The 13,454-nt window shown below is 59.6% G+C and carries 13 protein-coding genes; all 13 read right to left on the minus strand.

Annotation, left to right across the window (positions count from 1 at the left end):
* Nucleotides 1-182: 182 nt before the first annotated feature.
* A complete protein-coding gene (nuoL, locus tag EO087_RS07595) occupies nucleotides 183-2,222 on the minus strand; it encodes an NADH-quinone oxidoreductase subunit L (RefSeq protein WP_128898340.1) in 2,040 nt (679 codons plus the stop codon).
* A 272-nt stretch (nucleotides 2,223-2,494) separates the two neighbouring features.
* Nucleotides 2,495-2,800, minus strand: coding sequence for an NADH-quinone oxidoreductase subunit NuoK (nuoK, locus tag EO087_RS07600; RefSeq protein WP_128898341.1), 306 nt, complete (start codon nucleotides 2,798-2,800; stop codon nucleotides 2,495-2,497).
* On the minus strand, nucleotides 2,797-3,465 hold the full coding sequence (locus EO087_RS07605) for an NADH-quinone oxidoreductase subunit J (RefSeq protein WP_128898342.1): 669 nt from the start codon (nucleotides 3,463-3,465) through the stop codon (nucleotides 2,797-2,799). Before EO087_RS07605 ends, nuoK begins: the two co-directional genes overlap by 4 nt.
* Nucleotides 3,466-3,476: 11 nt before the next feature.
* Entirely contained in the window at nucleotides 3,477-3,968 is a 492-nt protein-coding gene (gene nuoI / locus EO087_RS07610; RefSeq protein WP_128898343.1) for an NADH-quinone oxidoreductase subunit NuoI, read from the minus strand.
* Between the two features lie 8 nt (nucleotides 3,969-3,976).
* The gene (gene nuoH, locus EO087_RS07615; protein WP_128898344.1) at nucleotides 3,977-5,005 is read right to left on the minus strand and encodes an NADH-quinone oxidoreductase subunit NuoH; all 1,029 of its coding nucleotides are present in this window, start codon (nucleotides 5,003-5,005) and stop codon (nucleotides 3,977-3,979) included.
* A 3-nt stretch (nucleotides 5,006-5,008) separates the two neighbouring features.
* Entirely contained in the window at nucleotides 5,009-7,336 is a 2,328-nt protein-coding gene (gene nuoG, locus EO087_RS07620) for an NADH-quinone oxidoreductase subunit NuoG (RefSeq protein WP_128898345.1), read from the minus strand.
* A gap of 178 nt (nucleotides 7,337-7,514) precedes the next feature.
* Nucleotides 7,515-8,825 carry an NADH-quinone oxidoreductase subunit NuoF gene (gene nuoF, locus EO087_RS07625; RefSeq protein WP_128898346.1) on the minus strand — a complete coding sequence of 437 codons (1,311 nt, stop codon included), beginning with the start codon at nucleotides 8,823-8,825 and terminating at the stop codon, nucleotides 7,515-7,517.
* A gap of 276 nt (nucleotides 8,826-9,101) precedes the next feature.
* On the minus strand, nucleotides 9,102-9,629 hold the full coding sequence (gene nuoE, locus EO087_RS07630; RefSeq protein WP_128898347.1) for an NADH-quinone oxidoreductase subunit NuoE: 528 nt from the start codon (nucleotides 9,627-9,629) through the stop codon (nucleotides 9,102-9,104).
* A gap of 181 nt (nucleotides 9,630-9,810) precedes the next feature.
* Nucleotides 9,811-11,070 carry an NADH-quinone oxidoreductase subunit D gene (locus tag EO087_RS07635; protein ID WP_128898348.1) on the minus strand — a complete coding sequence of 420 codons (1,260 nt, stop codon included), beginning with the start codon at nucleotides 11,068-11,070 and terminating at the stop codon, nucleotides 9,811-9,813.
* Nucleotides 11,071-11,072: 2 nt separating this feature from the next.
* Complete coding sequence (locus tag EO087_RS07640; protein WP_128898349.1) at nucleotides 11,073-11,801, minus strand: NADH-quinone oxidoreductase subunit C; 729 nt, start codon at nucleotides 11,799-11,801, stop codon at nucleotides 11,073-11,075.
* Nucleotides 11,802-11,812: 11 nt separating this feature from the next.
* Nucleotides 11,813-12,370, minus strand: a complete 558-nt coding sequence (locus EO087_RS07645; RefSeq protein WP_115476777.1) for an NADH-quinone oxidoreductase subunit B — start codon at nucleotides 12,368-12,370, stop codon at nucleotides 11,813-11,815.
* Entirely contained in the window at nucleotides 12,361-12,717 is a 357-nt protein-coding gene (locus EO087_RS07650) for an NADH-quinone oxidoreductase subunit A (RefSeq protein ID WP_128898350.1), read from the minus strand. The genes EO087_RS07645 and EO087_RS07650 overlap by 10 nt, the downstream gene beginning before the upstream one ends.
* 327 nt (nucleotides 12,718-13,044) lie before the next feature.
* Nucleotides 13,045-13,398, minus strand: coding sequence for a PilZ domain-containing protein (locus tag EO087_RS07655; RefSeq protein WP_128898351.1), 354 nt, complete (start codon nucleotides 13,396-13,398; stop codon nucleotides 13,045-13,047).
* Between the last annotated feature and the right edge of the window lie 56 nt (nucleotides 13,399-13,454).

The following is a 13,454-nucleotide window of genomic DNA, read 5'->3' on the forward strand; positions in this document are numbered from 1 at the left end:
CTGGCAAGCCAAGCCGCGCGTACACCGCTCGTGGGCGCACCGTGGCAACCCTTCGGGCCGGAGCTGTTCGCTCGCCGGGCTGCGTCCTCACTCAGTTGTGTATCGACATACACGTCTTCGTTCCTCCTTGCCCGACAAGCAAACAGATCCGGCGCGGGCCACGCCAAGACCCTAAACGGGCACTACTGTCCGACCAGCCAGTACCCACCCAGAAGCAGGATGAGGCCGAGGATCATCGCGAATGCATAGTGGTAGAGATAACCGGACTGCACGCGACGTACGCCGGAAGCGATGCGCCTGACCATGCTGGCCGACCCATCGATCAGCACACCGTCAATCACCGCGGCATCGCCCCCTTTCCATAGCATGCGACCCAAGGCGATACCACCACGTGCGAACACGATGTAGTAAACCGCATCGAACCAGTACTTATGGTTCAGCACGTTATAAAGCGGCTGGAACGCGCGACGCAGACGATCAGCGACAGACGGATTGAAGAGGTAGATGTAGGTGGTAATGATGAACGCCAGCACCACCAACCCGAATGGCAGGGTGATGAAGCCTTTCGCAACGGCGGAAAGCGCGTCATGGAACTCGTGCCCAAGCTCACTGAGTACATCGTTCGATTTATTAACTTTGATCGCCTGACCGAACCAGCCGCCGAACAGCATCGGCTTGGCGGTGAAGAAACCCACCAGCAAGGAGGGAATGGCCAGCAAGATCAGCGGCAGTGTAACCACCCACGGCGACTCCTTCGGGGCCTCGTGCATGATGCCGGCCTCATGATGACCATGATCGTCCTTATGAGACACATGATGGCCGTGGCCATGATGATCGTCATGCACGATGGTGAAACGTTCCTTGCCGTGGAAAGTCATATACATCTGGCGGAACGTATAGGTTGCCGTCACGAAGGCACCCGCCACCACGCAAAAATAGGCGTAATGCGCGCCCCAACGATGGGACTCACCTACCGCTTCGATGATCGTGTCCTTCGAGAAAAAGCCCGCCGTTCCCGGGAACGCCACGAGCGCCAGCGATCCGATCCACATAGTGATCCAGGTGATCGGCATGTACTTGCGCAGGCCACCCATGTAGCGCATGTCCTGCTCATGGTGCATGGCGATGATCACCGAACCGGCGCCGAGGAAAAGCAGCGCCTTGAAGAAGGCGTGGGTCATCAGGTGGAACACGGCGCCAGCGTAAGCCGACACGCCGAGTGCGACAGTCATGTAGCCCAACTGTGACAGCGTCGAGTACGCCACCACACGCTTGATGTCGTTCTGCACGATGCCGATCAAGCCAGTGAACAACGCACCGGTAGCACCGATAACCAGCACGAAGCTCAGCGCGGTTTCCGACAACTCGTACAGCGGCGACATGCGCGCCACCATAAAGATGCCCGCCGTCACCATGGTTGCCGCGTGAATCAGCGCGGAGATCGGGGTTGGGCCTTCCATCGAGTCGGGGAGCCACACATGCAGCGGCACCTGCGCCGACTTACCCATCGCACCGATAAACAACAGGATGCAAATCACCGTCGCCGCATCCCAGTGAATGTTCTGGGTGAGTGTCAGCGTCTTACCGACCAGGGTCGGAGCCGCAGCGAACGCGCTGGCGTAGTCCAGGGTGCCCAGGAAGTACAAAATCGCGCCAATACCCAGCAGGAAGCCGAAATCACCTACGCGATTGACTACGAACGCCTTGAGGTTGGCGAAGATCGCCGTTGGGCGCTTGTACCAGAAACCGATCAGCAGGTACGACACCAGGCCCACTGCTTCCCAGCCAAAGAAGAGCTGCAGGAAGTTGTTGCTCATCACGAGCATCAACATCGAGAAAGTGAACAGCGAGATGTAGCTGAAGAAGCGTTGGTAGCCGTCGTCATCCGCCATGTAGCCGATGGTGTACACATGCACCAGCAGCGAAACGAAGGTGACCACCACCATCATCATGGCGGTGAGGCGGTCGATCAGGAAGCCCACACTGGCGGTGTATTTGCCGATTTCGAACCACGTATAGATGTTGTGGTTGTAGACCGGCGCGTCGCCCGCGGTGATCTGATACAGGACGTAGAACGATAGGCCGCAGGAAACCAGCAGACCGAGAATAGTGACGCTATGCGCACCAACGCGACCGATCTGCTTACCGAGGAACCCGGCCAGCAGACAACCGACCAGCGGTGCCAGGGCGATGGTCAACAGAATGGAGGTGGAAAGTTCCATGGTTTAGAGCCTGTTTAGAGTCTCGGCGTAGCCCGCGTTGTTACGGTGCGTTCGCCAGGTGATAGTGCACGGCGCAGCACTTGCCTGACTGGCAAGCCAAGCCGTGCGCGCACCGCTCGTGGACGCACCGTAACAACCCGAAGGGCTGGGTCTGTTTGCTCGCCGGGCGGCGTCCTCTCTCAGTGGTGTATCGACATACACGCCTTCGTTCCTCCTTGCCCGTCAGGCAAACAGATCCCGGCGCGGGCCACGCCGAAACCCTAAACAGGCTCTCACCCCTTCATACTGTCGATTTCGGCAACGTTGACCGTGCCGCGGTTACGGAACAGCAGGACCAAGATCGCCAGGCCGATCGCGGATTCCGCGGCAGCCACAGTAAGAATGAAGAAAACGAAGACCTGCCCCGCCACGTCATGATTGAAACGCGAGAAGGCTACGAAGTTGATGTTGACGGCGAGCAGCATCAGCTCGATCGCCATCAGCAGCACGATGACGTTCTTACGATTGATGAACAGGCCGGCCACCGAGATGCAGAACAGGATCGCACCAAGCACGATGTAGTGTGAAAGCGTAATCACGGCTTGGACTCCTGTGTCGATGAAGTCTGGACCAGTGCAGCCTGGCTTTCAACCGGACGCTCGGCGGCCATCTTCACGACGCGGACGCGATCGCGCGGATTCACCGCCACCTGTTCGCTAGCCTGCTGGTGACGGACACCCTTGCGCTGGCGCAAGGTCAGAGCCACCGCAGCAATCACACCAACGGTAAGAATCAATGCAGCGACTTCAAACGGCAACAGGTACTGTGTATAGAGTGCCTGGCCAAGCCATGCGGTATTGGACATGCCGGCGGCGGTGGCCGGATTCTCGCCCATAGTCTGCGCGTGCATCACGCGCACGCCGATAAGGCCCAGCATCTCCACCAACATTGCCACGGCCACGATCAGGCCTACTGGCAGGTATTTTACGAAGCCCTCGCGCAGTTTTTCCTGATCGATGTCGAGCATCATCACCACGAACAGAAACAGCACCATCACCGCACCGACGTAGACCACGATCAGCGCGATAGCGAGAAATTCAGCTTCAGCCAACATCCAGATACAAGCGGTGCTGAAGAAGGTGAGCACCAACGCGAGCACGGCATGTACCGAGTTGCGCAGCGTCACCACCGACAGCGCAGCCACGACGGTGACCACCGCGAAGGCGTAGAAACAAACAAGTTGGAACACAGACGGATCGATCATCGATAGTGTCCTCAGCGATAAGCCGCATCTTGTGCGCGCGCCGCAGCGATGTCGGCCTCGAAGCGATCACCGATGGCGAGGAGCTGCGACTTAGTCACTATGTTCTCGCCACGATGTTCAAAGTGATATTCGTGCACATGCGTCTCGACGATCGAGTCCACCGGGCAGCTTTCTTCGCAAAAGCCACAGTAGATGCACTTAAACAGGTCGATGTCGTAACGGGTAGTGCGGCGCTGGCCATCGCTCGGGCGCGGAGCCGAATCGATGGTGATCGCCAGTGCGGGGCACACGGCTTCGCACAGCTTGCACGCAATGCAGCGCTCTTCGCCGTTGGCGTAACGGCGCAGCGCATGCAGTCCGCGGAAACGGTTGGACTTGGGAATATGTTCCATCGGGTAACGCATCGTGTACTTGGGACTGACCAAGTAGCGAGCCGTCAGCGCCATGCCTTTGAGCAATTCGATGAGCAGGAGGCTTTTGAAATAGTTGGTAATGCGAGACATGACTTTCTTTAGCCTCCCGTGCCGATGTGAACCCAGCCGTAGTACTTCATGCAGCCGGCGACAAACACCCACCCAATGGCAATGGGAATGAAGACCTTCCAACCCAGGCGCATGATCTGGTCATAGCGATAGCGCGGAAAGGTGGCGCGGAACCACAGGAACAGGAACGCGAAGAAGAATGCCTTGAGCAACAACCAGATGAAGCTAGCATGTCCAAGCACCGGCACACTTTCCGGGAACGGGCTCAGCCAGCCTCCCATGAACAGGAGCGAAGCCAGGAAGGCCACCAAAATCATGTTGGCGTATTCAGCAAGGAAGAACAGCGCGAAAGCCGAGCCCGAGTATTCCACATGGAAGCCGGCCACGATTTCCGATTCGCCTTCAGCCACATCGAACGGCGCGCGGTTGGTTTCAGCCACACCCGAGATGAAATAGACCACGAAAACCGGTAGCAGTGGCCACATGAACCAATCGAAGATGCCCTTGTGACCGCTCTGTGCGGTAACGATGTCGGTGAGGTTGAGGCTACCCGCCAGCACTAGCACGCAAACCAGGCACAGACCCATCGCCAATTCATACGAGATCACCTGCGCCGCCGAGCGCATGGCACCCAGCAGTGCATAGCGCGAGTTGGACGCCCAGCCGGCCAGAATGATGCCATACACGCCCAGCGAGGTCATCGCCAGCAGATAGAGCAAGCCTGCGTTGGCATTGGACAGGGCGACCTGCGCACTGAAGGGCACCACGGCCCACGCGGCCAGCGCTGGAATCAATGCCAGCAGCGGCGCCGTGTAATACAGAAACTTGTTGGCGTTGGTGGGGAGGATCACTTCCTTGCAAATCAACTTCACCACATCGGCGAAGGCTTGCAGCAAGCCCAATGGACCAACCTGGTTGGGGCCCATGCGCACGTGCATCCAGCCCAGCACCTTGCGTTCCCAGTACACGTACAGCGCCACCGTGAGGGTGAGCGGAATGACGACTGCCAGGGTCAGCAAGATAGGGATGATCAGTTGATGAATAATCTGGTCGCCCATGGTTTATGCCTTGCTCAAGGTGATGGCTGCGCCGTAAGGCGGCAGCGTCGCAGTCTGATCGTGGGCGGCTTCGATCCACACGGCGCCATCGGGCACCGTCGCATCAATAGTCAGCGGCAGCACAACACTGGCAAGCTTGACCTGATCGCCCTCACCCAACCCGTAGCGCTGCGCTTCGGCAGCATTCACGCGGATGGCTGCTGTGCGGTTGAGCGGATGCGCCTGCAACGCGGTCGCACGGCGCAGCACGGCATCGCTGCGATAGATCGGCCAGGTAGCGAGGCGGCTCAGACCCTGCACCGGCTTGCGCTCGACCAACCCCTGAGCTCCCACCGGATCGCTTTCCACGATGCCGCTGCGCAGACCAGCCAGATCGTCGAACTCAAAACCAGCCAGCTTCATCAGGCTACCCAGTGCACGCAGCACCTTCCAACCCGGACGCGTATCACCAGGCACCTTCGCACCTGCTTCAACGCTTTGTGCAAAACCGTCGACGTTGACCAGCGTGCCGTCGATTTCCGGCAGCAGGCCGATCGGCAGGATCACATCGGCGACATCACGCAGTGCCGAGCTGGCAAACGCGCTGAAGGAAACGATGTGCTGTGCGCCGTTCAGCGCGTTACTGACAACGGCGCCGTCGCCGAAGTCATGCGGGAATTCCAGGCCGTACAGCAGGTAAACCTTGCGCGGTTGCGCCAGCATGGCCTGTGCATTCAGGCCACCGTTGCCCGGCAGTACACCGACCTTGGCGAGACCTACGGCATTGGCGCCAATCGGCAGCTCGTTATAAGCCGCGCCGGTGGATTCGGCGACGAAACGGGCAATCGCGCGCAGCCACGACGCTTGCGGATGCGTCACGGCAACTTCGCCAAGGATCACCACGGCCTGACCGGACTTGAGCGCTTCGACAGCCTCGCGTGCCTTGTCGGTCACTTGCAGCGGCGCAAGCGCATCGTTGGAGATAAAGCCCAGTTGTGCAGCACCGTCTTCGATCAACGCCTTGGCGAGCACCAGTAGCGAGTCGACCAGGTAGTGCGGTGGCACCACGGCTTCGCCAGCCAGGTTGTAGTTGAAGTTGAACTCGGCCGGATTGACCGCGTACACCTTGGCGCCCTTCTTCACCGCTTGGTGGATGCGGTGGTTGAGCAGCGGCATTTCGTAGCGCAGATCGGAACCGACCAGCAGTGCCGCCTTCACCTTGTCCACGTCGGCAACCCGCATGGCGAAGGTTTGCGCGACCGCATTGTCGGCAAAGTCGAGCTGACGCAGGCGATGATCGATGTGCGTGCTGCCCAAGCCCTGCGCGAGGCGAACCAGCAGATCACCTTCTTCGCTCGTCGTCGCCGGATGCACCAGCATGCCGAGCTCACTGCCTGGCACGCTCTTCAGCGCTTCGACGGCGACGGCGAGCGCGTCGTCCCACGTGGTCGTCTGCCACTGGCCGTTGCGCTTCACTTCCGGGGCATGCAAACGATCGGCCGCATACAAGCCTTCGTGACTGTAGCGATCGCGGTCGGAGAGCCAGCATTCGTTGATGGCTTCGTTGTCGCGCGGCACTGTGCGTAGTACTTCGCCGCGGCGCGTATGCAGCCACAGGTTAGAACCGAGCGCGTCGTGATAGGCAATGGACGGCTTGGCGATCAATTCCCAAGCGCGCGCCTTGAACTGGAAGGGCTTGCTAGTCAGCGCGCCCACCGGGCAGACGTCGATGACGTTGCCGGAGAGTTCGGTTTCCAGCGCCTTGCCGATGTAGGTGCCGATCTGCAGGTTTTCACCACGGCTCATGCCACCGAGCTCGTAGGTACCGGCGATCTCGCTGGTGAAGCGCACGCAACGCGTGCACTGGATGCAGCGGGTCATTTCGGTGGCAACCAGCGAGCCGAGGTTTTCGTCGGCGATGGTGCGCTTGCGCTCGGTGTAGCGCGATACGCTGCGACCGTAGCCGAGCGCCACGTCCTGCAATTCGCATTCGCCGCCCTGATCGCAGATCGGGCAGTCAAGCGGATGGTTGATCAGCAGGAACTCCATCACGTCGCGCTGGAACTTCAGCGCTTTCTCCGAACGCGTGATGACCTTCATGCCATCGGCCACCGGCGTGGCGCAAGCCGGCTGCGGCTTGGGCATCATGCGGCCGCCCATCTCCACGTCCACCAGACACATGCGACAGTTGGCGGCGATAGGAAGCTTGCGGTGATAGCAGAAGCGCGGAATGGCGATACCTACATTGTCGGCCGCCTCGATGATCATGGCGCCCTTGCGGATCTGCGTGGGCTTGCCGTCGATCTCGATGCTCACCAAATCAGGTGCTTTATTGGCTGGCTGCGCACTCATACTGTTGCTCCGCAGCGGAAATCGGGAATCGGGAATCGGGAATCGAAAAAGCTCGCCAGCCCGCAGTCCGCCGCACTAAAAGAAGTTTGATCCGCTTCGTAGCTTCGGAAGAGCGGTGCGCTAACCACTGCCGGCTTTTTCCGATTCACGATTCTCGATGGACGATTCACGCAGCCGCTCATGCCGCAGCCCCCAACGTACGATCAACCATGGAGTGCCCATTCGCCACGTAATACTCGAATTCATTCCAGAAGTGATACAGGAAACCCTGCACCGGCCACGCCGCCGCTTCGCCGAAGGCGCAGATGGTGTGGCCTTCGATCTGGCCGGCGACTGCCTTCAGGCGATGCAAGTCATCCTGCGTGCCCTTGCCTTCGACGATGCGCGTCAGCACGCGATACATCCAGCCGGTACCTTCGCGGCACGGCGTGCACTGGCCACAGGATTCCTTGAAGTAGAAACGCGAGATGCGATGACAGGCTTTCACCATGCAGGTGGTGTCGTCCATCACGATCACGGCGCCGGAACCCAGACCGGAACCCGCCTTTTGCAGGCTGTCGTAGTCCATGGTGCATTCGAGCATGACGTTGGCCGGCAGCACCTTCATCGAGGAACCGCCCGGGATCACCGCCTTCAGCTTGTTGCCGTTGCGCACGCCGCCGGCCAGCTCCAGCAGATCCTTGAAGGAGGTGCCGAGGCGAATCTCGAAATTGCCCGGGTTATTGACGTGACCGGACACCGAGAAAATTTTCGGACCACCGTTGTTCGGCTTGCCCAGATTCAAGAACCAATCCGCACCGTTGCGCAGGATGGCTGGCACCGACGCATACGTTTCGGTGTTGTTGATCGTGGTGGGCTTGCCGTACAGACCGAAGTTGGCCGGGAACGGCGGCTTGAAGCGCGGCTGCCCCTTCTTGCCTTCCAGCGATTCCATCAGCGCGGTTTCTTCGCCGCAGATGTAGGCACCCGCGCCGAGAGCGCCATGGATGTCCACATCGATGCCGGTGCCCTGGATGTTCTTGCCGAGCAGGCCGGCGGCGTAGGCTTCTTTCAGCGCCTCTTCGAAATGCTCGAAGGGTTCGTGATGGAATTCACCGCGCAAGTAGTTGTAAGCCACCGTCGAACCGGTCGCATAGCAGGCAATGGCCAGACCTTCGACCACCGAGTGCGGGTTGTAGCGCAGAATGTCGCGGTCTTTCGCGGTGCCGGGTTCCGATTCGTCGGAATTGCAGAGGATGTACTTCTGCATGTTGCCCTTGGGCATGAAGGACCACTTCAAGCCGGTCGGAAAGCCTGCGCCGCCGCGGCCACGCAGGTTACTGTTCTTGACGATCTCGACGATCGAAGCAGGATCGGGCTTTTCGGCCAGAATCTTCTTCCACGCTTTGTAACCGTCCATTTGCAGGTAGCTGTCCATCGCCCACGGCTTGTCGAAATGCAGCGTGGTGTAGACGACCTGATGTTCCTGGGGTGCGGGTCCGACTGCCATATTAGAGCCTGCCTATGGGTTCCCAGTAGCCCGCGCCGAGAGCTGTTTGCGCGCAAGCCAAGGAAGAACGAAGGAGTGTATGTCGATACACAACTGAGTGATGACGCGGGATTGCGGGCAAACAGACCCGGCCCGGAGGGTTGTTCTGCAGCCGCCGCCATGCGGCAGCGCGCGGCTTGAGCAGGGAACCACCCTGATCTGCGCCACGCACTACCACCTGGCGGCGGCTGCAGAACAACGCGGACTGCTGGGAACCCATAGGCAGGCTCTCCTGCCTTACTTGAGGCCATCGAGAATCTCGTCGACCTTTTCGATCGTGAGACGCTCGTGGTAGTGACCATTGACCGTCATCGCCGGCGCGTACACGCACGCAGCAATGCATTCTTCTTCGCGCTTGAGGTACACGCGGCCATCAGCCGTGCTTTCATCCAGCTTGATGCCGAGCTTCTTCTCGCAATGGCGCACGATGTCCTCGGCGCCATTGAGCCAGCATGAAATATTGGTGCAGATCGCAACGTTGTTGCGGCCGACCGGCGAGGTTTCCAGCATCGAGTAAAAGCTGGCCACTTCGTAGGCCCACACGGCGGGCACGTCGATGTACTTGGCGACGGCGGTGATCAGTTCGTCGGTGAGGTAACCGTGGTTCTGTTCCTGCGTCGCGAACAGCGCCTGGATCAGCGCCGAGCGTTTGCGATCCGGCGGGAACTTGCCCAGCCAGTGATCGATGTGATGACGCGTGTGCTCGGAGAGTACGACGAGCGGATCGATGTGCTTGACCTGTTCGTAGTTGCCAGTGGCTTTCATGCTGCGAACTCCGGGACTCGGAACTCGGGACTCGGGACTCGGCAAAAGCCGAGCGAGCCCACGCGTTCGAATCCAATGACAGCGTTACTAATGCTTTGAAAATAAATGACACCGGCGACTTGGGCAGCGCAGCTAACCGCTCTACCGAGTCCCGAGTCCCGAGTCCCGAGTCCCGCAAAGGTCATCGATCCACCTCGCCAAACACCAAATCATAGGTGCCGATGATGGCAACCGCGTCGGCCAGCATGTGGCCACGCGCGAGGACGTCCATCGATGACAAGTGGGCAAAACCCGGTGCGCGCAGATGCACGCGGAACGGTTTGTTGGCGCCGTCGGAAACCAGGTAGCAACCGAACTCGCCCTTCGGCGCTTCGACTGCCGTATAGGTTTCGCCGGCCGGCACGCCGTAGCCTTCGGTGAACAGCTTGAAGTGGTGGATCAGCGCTTCCATGTCTTCCTTCATGGCTTCGCGCTTGGGCGGCGCGACCTTGAAGTTTTCCACCATCACCGGGCCAGGGTTGGCGCGCAGCCAGTTCACGCACTGCTTGATGATGCGATTGGACTGACGCATTTCCTCGACGCGCACCAGATAACGATCGTAGCAGTCACCGCCCACGCCGACCGGAATGTCGAAATCCACCTCGGCGTACTTGGCATAAGGCTGTTTCTTGCGCAGATCCCAGGCGATGCCCGAACCACGCAGCATCACGCCGGTCATGCCCCACTGCTGGGCCAGTTCCGGCGACACCACGCCGATGCCGACGGTACGCTGCTTCCAGATGCGATTGTTGGTAAGCAGTTCCTCGTACTCATCCACCTTGGTGAAGAAGTCGGTGGTGAACGCATCGAGGTAGTCGAGCATGGAGCCTTCACGCCAGCTATTCAGGCGCTTGAGGTCCGCGCCCTTATGCCAGGGCGACTCTCGATATTGCGGCATCTTGCCCGGCAGATCGCGGTAGACACCGCCCGGACGGTAATAGGTGGCATGCATGCGCGCGCCCGAAACCGCCTCGTAGCAGTCCATCAGCTCTTCGCGCTCGCGGAAGGCGTACAGGAACACGGCCATCGCACCTAGGTCGAGTGCATTGGAACCCACCCACATCAGATGGTTGAGGATGCGGGTGATCTCGTCGAACATGGTGCGTATGTATTGCGCACGCTCCGGCGCCTCGATCCCCAGCAGGGTTTCGATGGCGCGCACGTAGGCATGCTCGTTGCACATCATCGATACGTAGTCGAGACGATCCATGTAACCGATCGATTGATTGAACGGCTTGGATTCAGCAAGCTTTTCGGTACCACGATGCAGCAAACCCACATGTGGATCGGCACGGACGACGGTTTCGCCGTCCATCTCCAACACCAGGCGCAGCACGCCGTGCGCAGCGGGATGCTGCGGACCGAAGTTCATCGTGTAGTTGCGAATTTCTTGCCCTGACATGATTAGTTCTCTCGCCAATGGTCAGCGGCTTCCGCTTGGGCCTGGATCAGGTTGGCGTCGTCGCGAATCACGCGCGGGACGAGCACGCGCGGTTCGATGGAAACCGGTTCGTAGATGACGCGTTTCTGCTCGATGTCGTAACGCACTTCGACGTTGCCGATCAGCGGAAAATCCTTGCGGAACGGATGGCCGACGAAACCGTAGTCGGTCAGGATGCGACGCAGATCCGGATGGCCGTCATAGATGATGCCGAAGAGGTCGAACGATTCACGCTCGAACCAGTTCAGTCCTGGCCAAATGTTTACCAGCGACGGCACCACCGGCAGCGAATCGTCTTCGCAGAACACGCGCAGGCGCAGGCGCTGGTTGAGTTCGATCGACAGCAACTGGGCGACCGACGCGAAGCGGTTCGGGATTGACACCTCGCGTGGGCGATCGGCCCAGGTGAAGCGACCCACGGCCTCACCTTCCACGCCGCGCGAGAAACCGGTGCTGGTGACATCGGTGGTGTCCCACTCCGTCTGCCCGTAGCTCAGGTAGTCGACGCCGCACACATCCACCGCTTCGGTGAAACGGAAGCCCGGTTCGTCACGCAATGCCGTGGCTACCGTTAGAAGGTTGGCAGCCGACACCACCGCAGTGACCTGACCGTACGTGACGGTGATTTTCAATTGATCGCCAAATCGCGCGTTGAGTCGCTCGGCCAGCGAGTTCGTTTGTGTATCGCTCATGACGACGCCTTTCAGGAACGCGCGATGGTGCTGGTACGACGGATTTTCTTTTGCAACTGCAAAATGCCGTGAATCAACGCCTCGGCCGTGGGCGGGCAGCCCGGCACATAGATGTCGACCGGGACGATGCGATCGCAACCGCGCACCACGGAATAGGAATAGTGGTAATAACCGCCACCGTTGGCGCAGCTACCCATCGAAATCACCCACTTGGGATCGGGCATCTGGTCATAAACCTTGCGCAATGCGGGCGCCATCTTGTTGACCAGCGTACCGGCCACGATCATCACGTCGGACTGACGTGGGCTGGGGCGAAACACCACACCGTAGCGATCCAGGTCCAGGCGTGCGGCACCCGCGTGCATCATTTCCACTGCACAGCAAGCCAGACCGAAGGTCATCGGCCACATAGAACCGGTACGCGCCCAGTTCATCAGCGCATCAACGGTCGTCGTGACCGCGCCACGCTGAATGACAGGATTGTCGCCCGCGGGACGCAAGATGTCGTCCACCACGTTCAACGGCTGCGGGTTGTGCATCACCCGATCAATGGCGGAGATCACTCCCATTCCAGTGCTCCTTTCTTCCACACGTAGGCAAAACCGATCACCAGCAGCAACAGGAACAGTCCCATTTCAATCAGTGCAACGATGCCGATCTGCTTGAACACCACCGCCCAGGGGAACAGGAAGGCGATTTCCAAATCGAAGATGATGAAGAGAATGGCGAGGAGGTAATAGCGCACGTCAAATTGCATGCGCGCATCCTCGAAGGCCTCGAAGCCGCATTCGTACGGCGAGAGCTTTTCTGATTCGGGACGACGCGGACCGACTAGCAGGCCGAGCGTGATGAGGACGATACCCATTCCAGCGGCAACCGCAATGAACAGGAGAACGGGCCAATATTCGGCAAGCACGATTTAACTTACCTCCGCACCACGGGGGTGCATCAGTGACCGTTGGGACAAACGGTCCGGAGTTCGATTCAGCGGGCTGTCCAGCCCTGTACGCTGACGTGCAGAATGCAGGTGCTCGACAATCCACAAGGCAAGCCCCAGGGATCACGATATTGTATCAGCGCGCATGGGTGGCCCGACAAGCCTTGTGTGGCGCACCATGGAATATTTCTTGCAGTGAAGCCCACAGCAAAAAGTCGGCCGTATCTGTCAATACAGACATATTCCCTGCCTCGCACGCACATAATCACGCTCCACCCGACGCCATGACATCGATGAAGGCAGTCATCACATGGTCTGCGTGGCCCGCTCCGACCCCAGGGCACCGGCCAGCAAGGCTTCGATACGACTGCGCGCAGCTTCCCCGTCGGACGACTCATTGAACTGCACGCCGATGCCCGCCGTGCGATTGCCCTGCGCGCCGATAGGTGTGATCCACACCACTTTTCCGGCGACTGACAGACGCTCGCTCTCGTCGATCAGGCTGATCAGCAGGACCACTTCATCACCCAGCGAATAGCGCTGCGCGGTAGGTGCGAACAAGCCGCCATGCTTCAGGAACGGCATGTACGCGTTGTAGAGCGAAGCCGTATCCTTGAATTTTAGGGAGATGATGCCCTGGCGGGTGGCGACCGGGTTCATGCCTGCTCCTGTCGGATGACGCTATCGGCAGATGACGGAAACACATCGTAACTAGC

This window comes from Dyella sp. M7H15-1 (genome assembly GCF_004114615.1).
Lineage (GTDB): Bacteria > Pseudomonadota > Gammaproteobacteria > Xanthomonadales > Rhodanobacteraceae > Dyella_B.

Bases quoted from the DNA above. Each gene is read 5' to 3' on its own strand.
- nuoI (WP_128898343.1), bottom strand. From the start codon at position 3,968: ATGTCTCGCATTACCAACTATTTCAAAAGCCTCCTGCTCATCGAATTG.
- EO087_RS07655 (WP_128898351.1), bottom strand. From the start codon at position 13,398: ATGAACCCGGTCGCCACCCGCCAGGGCATCATCTCCCTAAAATTCAAG.
- nuoL (WP_128898340.1), bottom strand. From the start codon at position 2,222: ATGGAACTTTCCACCTCCATTCTGTTGACCATCGCCCTGGCACCGCTG.
- nuoE (WP_128898347.1), bottom strand. From the start codon at position 9,629: ATGAAAGCCACTGGCAACTACGAACAGGTCAAGCACATCGATCCGCTC.
- nuoF (WP_128898346.1), bottom strand. From the start codon at position 8,825: ATGGCAGTCGGACCCGCACCCCAGGAACATCAGGTCGTCTACACCACG.
- EO087_RS07605 (WP_128898342.1), bottom strand. From the start codon at position 3,465: ATGATCGATCCGTCTGTGTTCCAACTTGTTTGTTTCTACGCCTTCGCG.
- nuoH (WP_128898344.1), bottom strand. From the start codon at position 5,005: ATGGGCGACCAGATTATTCATCAACTGATCATCCCTATCTTGCTGACC.
- EO087_RS07635 (WP_128898348.1), bottom strand. From the start codon at position 11,070: ATGTCAGGGCAAGAAATTCGCAACTACACGATGAACTTCGGTCCGCAG.
- EO087_RS07640 (WP_128898349.1), bottom strand. From the start codon at position 11,801: ATGAGCGATACACAAACGAACTCGCTGGCCGAGCGACTCAACGCGCGA.
- EO087_RS07645 (WP_115476777.1), bottom strand. From the start codon at position 12,370: ATGGGAGTGATCTCCGCCATTGATCGGGTGATGCACAACCCGCAGCCG.
- nuoG (WP_128898345.1), bottom strand. From the start codon at position 7,336: ATGAGTGCGCAGCCAGCCAATAAAGCACCTGATTTGGTGAGCATCGAG.